General features: G+C 35.3%; 5 protein-coding genes. 1 reads left to right on the top strand and 4 read right to left on the bottom strand.

The genetic code is table 11. The features are described 5' to 3' along the window. The 4 genes from AC1DUW_RS21430 to phaQ form a co-directional block, all read right to left on the bottom strand. Window positions 1-721: SDR family NAD(P)-dependent oxidoreductase (locus AC1DUW_RS21430; RefSeq protein WP_477643406.1), on the bottom strand; the 721-nt coding region annotated here is incomplete at its 3' end. A gap of 303 nt (window positions 722-1,024) precedes the next feature. Beyond that, a complete protein-coding gene (locus AC1DUW_RS21425; RefSeq protein ID WP_116822079.1) occupies window positions 1,025-2,455 on the bottom strand; it encodes a sigma-54 interaction domain-containing protein in 1,431 nt (476 codons plus the stop codon). 364 nt (window positions 2,456-2,819) lie between these two features. Next, the gene (locus AC1DUW_RS21420) at window positions 2,820-3,371 is read right to left on the bottom strand and encodes a hypothetical protein (RefSeq protein WP_477643405.1); all 552 of its coding nucleotides are present in this window, start codon (window positions 3,369-3,371) and stop codon (window positions 2,820-2,822) included. Further along, a complete protein-coding gene (gene phaQ / locus AC1DUW_RS21415; RefSeq protein WP_053346010.1) occupies window positions 3,352-3,792 on the bottom strand; it encodes a poly-beta-hydroxybutyrate-responsive repressor in 441 nt (146 codons plus the stop codon). Before phaQ ends, AC1DUW_RS21420 begins: the two co-directional genes overlap by 20 nt. Before the next feature lie 534 nt (window positions 3,793-4,326). Between phaQ and AC1DUW_RS21410 the strand changes: the two genes are divergently transcribed. Further along, window positions 4,327-4,585 (top strand): alpha/beta fold hydrolase (locus tag AC1DUW_RS21410; RefSeq protein ID WP_477643404.1); only part of this gene is annotated, 259 nt, incomplete at its 3' end.

The raw sequence follows: 4,585 nt of genomic DNA, 5'->3' as shown, positions 1-4,585 counted from the left end.
TAACATACGCAGATGTATCAGAAGCCAAGAAAACCACTGGCCCTACCAAGTCTGAAATTTCTCCAATTCGTTTGATCATTGCAGAATTTATTATCTTTTGAAGCCTTTCAGGGTCAGAGAGCCAGTCACCAGTCATCGGAGTTTTTATATATCCTGGTCCAATTGCATTAACGGTAATATTATATGCAGCTAATTCTTCCGCCCAAACTTTTGTCATTTGGTTAATGCCACCTTTACTTGCAGCATAAGATGTTTGGTATGGCATTCCAATCGTTCCTAAAATCGATGAGATATTGATTATTTTTCCATAGCTTTGTTTGATCATTTGTTTTGCACAAGTTTGACCAACTAGAAAAATTCCTTTTAAATTAACTTCTAAAACTGTATCCCAGTCGCTTTCTTCTATGTCAATTAATGGCTTACGAATATTGAGTCCCGCATTGTTCACTAAAATATCAAGTGAACCAAATCTATCGACAATTTGGCTAACCAAATCTTCCACTTGACACTTCTTAGTAACATCGCAAGAAATGTAGTGTGCATCAATATTTTCTTCCCTTAACTGTAAAACCGCCTGTTCTCCTTCCTCAGTTCCTCGGCTGGAAATGACAACTGTTGCATCATGATGGCCTAAAGCCTGAGCCATTCCAAATCCAATACCTTTACTACCTCCTGTTACTAGTGCAATCTTTCCTGCTAGATTAAAAGTAGGCAAATTCATATTCTTTTTCCCCTTCCCTTTTTGAATGACTGTTCTTTTGTTTCAGCAAAAGAATAATCAAACCGCCATTTATATATTTTTTTTAGACTTACACAAATAATTAGTTAATGCAATTGCCGTGCCAGCTTTTATAATTGGATTAAAAAAATTATTTCATGGCACCTTTTTTACCCGAAATATGTTTATATAGCAATGAATCGGGGTAGTAAAACTTTATTTATTACAAAAAAAGCCAACGAATATACGCTGACATAATGGATTATATAAATTGCCCTTGATTACTTTCTTCATCATTTACCGTGTTTACAAACCTAATCTCTTCATTTTCTTTACAAGTGCCGATTGACTGATGCCTAATTCTTTAGCCGTGCTACGTGTTGTTTTATATTCTTGAATTTTCTCTTTTATTATCTTTCGTTCAACATTTTCAATGATTTCTTTTAATGTACTTTTTACATTTTGTTTAAGTTCTAATCCTTGTAACATACTTGGTGGCAAATCCTCCAAGCCTATTTGTTCCAGATCGGCCGTTACAACTAATCTCTCAATCAAGTTTTCCAACTCCCTAATATTACCAGGCCATGGGTATTCCTCGAAGAAACGAATGATTTCCGGATGAAAACGCTTATTTAATCGGTTCTTTTTGTTCATTTTATTTAAAAAATAGAAGGCTAGCGGTACGATATCTGCTTTCCTTTCTCGTAATGCTGGTATTTTAATGGGAACAATATTTAATCGGTAGTAAAGATCCTTTCTAAACTCACCATTTTCGACCATTTCCTCCAAATTCCTATGTGTCGCGGAAACGACCCTTACATCTATTTTGAAGCTACTTCTCCCGCCAACACGAGTGATTTCAAATTCTTGTAAAACCCTTAATAATTTAACTTGAAGATCGATTGGCATGTCCCCAATCTCATCTAAAAAAATCGTACCCCCATTTGCTTGTTCAAATAAACCAGGTTTTCCACGACTGTCCGCACCTGTAAATGCGCCCTTTTCATATCCAAATAGTTCAGATTCTAGAAGGTGCTTTGGTATGGCTGCACAATTCACTTTAATTAAAGGTTGGTTTGCGCGTTCACTTTCTTGGTGTAGGTATTTAACGATGACCTCTTTCCCGACGCCGGACTCACCTAAGATGAGTAAAGTTGAATCAACTTTTGCCAGTTTTTTAGCAAGAAGAAAAACCTTTATAATCTCTTGGCTTTGGGCTACGGATCCGTCAAGGTTCATATGCAGCATTTCCTTTTTTTTAAGTTCCTCGATTTCATTTAAATATTTTTGGGTTAAATTTATGGAATTTTGCAGTTCGGTCTTCATATGGTTTAAATCCGTTATATCCCTTACATTCGTTACAACGTAAGCAATTTCCCCATTCTTGTCATATACAGGATTTCCAGTGACTAATAGTTCCTTTCCTCTTACAGTCTGAATAATCGTTTTTGGCGCTTTACCATCTAAAACTTTCATTGTAACGGATTCAGAAACTAGGCCCTCTTTCACCACTGTTTTCATATTTTTACCAAGAAGTTCCTGGCTTTTCACACCAGTAACTCTTGAATATGCATGATTTACCATCATTCCATTACCATTTTTGTCGGCAACGTATATCCCATCGTAACTTGACTGAAATATGGAAGCTAAGATGTTTTGGATGTCTGTATTGTCAACACTTTCTATCTTGGTGTCCTGAGATATGATGAAGTCACCAATTGTATACATATTTTGCATTTCATTCGCCCCTAAAGAGTGTTTTGTAAGAATAACAGGTAAAGCGTTTTTAAATAAACTTTTTGTTTTAGATAAATAGGATGATGAATTTTCGAATCAAAAAACATAGGTGATTCAAAATGTACTCAATTACATTTATTTATTTAATTCTCCAAATTGTTGGAAATACCTTTTACTTTTTCAGAATTTTCACTATACTCTACATAGTTAACGAATTCTTTACAAAACTTCTAATTAGTTGGATGAATTTGAAAATGGCAAAAAAAATAACCCGTACACGCACTAATGGAAAGTACCTGTTCATGGTTATTTCTCAATGAGATTTTTCATTTTTAATAATTAACGGTCTCGAGCTTACAATCTACTACTTATTTACCCCTGAACCTACCATAACTTTAAAACCGTCTTCCACACGACGTAATAATCTAAGCTGTGCTGTTCTAGCAAGATTAATGTATTCGTTTGAATTAGCTGTACGTTCTTTTCTATGTGTTTGTAAGTTCTCTACATAGGCTTTATTGTTTTCAACAGCCCTCCTTTCAAATCGCTCCATTATATCAAAGGATGATTTTAATGGAGTTAACATAATGTTTTCGAATCGATTCACGACTTCCTGTCCTTCATTAATGAAAGAACGAAGTCCCTCTGACAAAACTTCCTCCGCTTTATTACTTTGGAATGAGTTCATAACATCCGCATTTACTTTTTTATTTCCTTCGTAAAAGGATGTGAGTGATTTACGAAGTTCAGCATTGAACTTTGAGGTTTCCTCAAGTGTCCTAATGTATACTTCCTCTTGATTTTCAAGCACTTTGCGGGACCGCTCAATAGCACCTTCATACTGATTCCAAACTGTATTAACGATTGATTCAGAAATATAGGCCTTTTCAATTTGTTCATTCTTCTTTTGACTCATTTTTGTTCCTCCCCTTATTCTTGCTAGATTTCTCTATTGAATCCCTCATCTGAAATGAAGGCATATAGAGCTCTAAAAAACTTGAATACATACGGAAAAATTGATCCAACATAGATTGGTAGTTCTCCAAATGAGTTGCATGGGTTCTTAAATAAGCAACTCCAGCGTCTGTGATCGAATATTTCCTTTTAGCGGGACCACTGCCTGTGGTATCCCATTCAGAACTCACTAAATTATCTTGTTCCAGTTTTCGCAATAGCCGATATAAGTTCCCTTGATCAAGGGTTTGGAACCCAAAGTTTTGCAGCTTTTGGATAAGCTCGTAGCCATGTAAGGAAAATCCGCTGAGAAGTAACAAAATAAATGGCATAATAAAATTTTTCGAAGGGGCTAATGATTGTTCTTTGTTGTCTTTTGCCATCCAATTTCACCTCGATAATTAATCTATATATGTATTTTACACCTATAAGTAATTACAAGTCAAGCGAGCACATATATATATAATGCAATTGACTGAAATTTCAAAAATAAGCCACCATGGGGTAAGGTTTTGATCTTACAGAAAAAGGAATATCTTGCTAAATCTCGAATTAGTCAATTACGGACCAAACTATTTAAGAATGGTGGTGACTCAAAACGCTTGTTAGACAAAGAAATGCCATCCAGGAATTATACGACTTAGAACCTACAACGTTTGATTCAAACAAAATTTGGATTCTGTCTTGCGTTTTATTTCAAAATAGCCTTGGTTGGGTGCTCCTAAGAATTGAACTATGCTGATGGTATAGGTACGAGTGGAGTGAATGGCGAGCTCATCCACTATTGTACGAAAATTTTATTACTAGCAGCTTGACGTTACATTAAAAGAGAGCATGCGGACATCGATGCAATTACCATTGTTTCATTCTTCGTATTTATGGCAATTAAATCAAAACAAGTTAAGGGGGTTTTGATTGTGAAAAAGACAGCTGTCAGTAAAAACGAAATGCCTTATTTACGTGTTGGTTATGGCGAATCTTTAATTCTCATTCATGGACTTGGTGAAATAAAGGAGGGTTGGGGGAAACAGTTTGAATTAGCAGATCAGTATGACCTGATTGTTCCTGATTTAAGAGGACATGGTGATAATCTAAGAATGGACGGAATAACGATTAAAAATTTTGCAAAGGATATTTTGTCCTTACTTGATGAATTAAAAATAGAAAGCGCACACA

The sequence above is a fragment of the Peribacillus sp. P4_C12 genome, from assembly GCF_056402095.1.
This window is presented reverse-complemented; position numbering and strand designations above follow the sequence as displayed.

Bases quoted from the DNA above. Each gene is read 5' to 3' on its own strand.
- AC1DUW_RS21425 (WP_116822079.1), bottom strand. From the start codon at position 2,455: ATGCAAAATATGTATACAATTGGTGACTTCATCATATCTCAGGACACC.
- AC1DUW_RS21420 (WP_477643405.1), bottom strand. From the start codon at position 3,371: ATGAGTCAAAAGAAGAATGAACAAATTGAAAAGGCCTATATTTCTGAA.
- phaQ (WP_053346010.1), bottom strand. From the start codon at position 3,792: ATGGCAAAAGACAACAAAGAACAATCATTAGCCCCTTCGAAAAATTTT.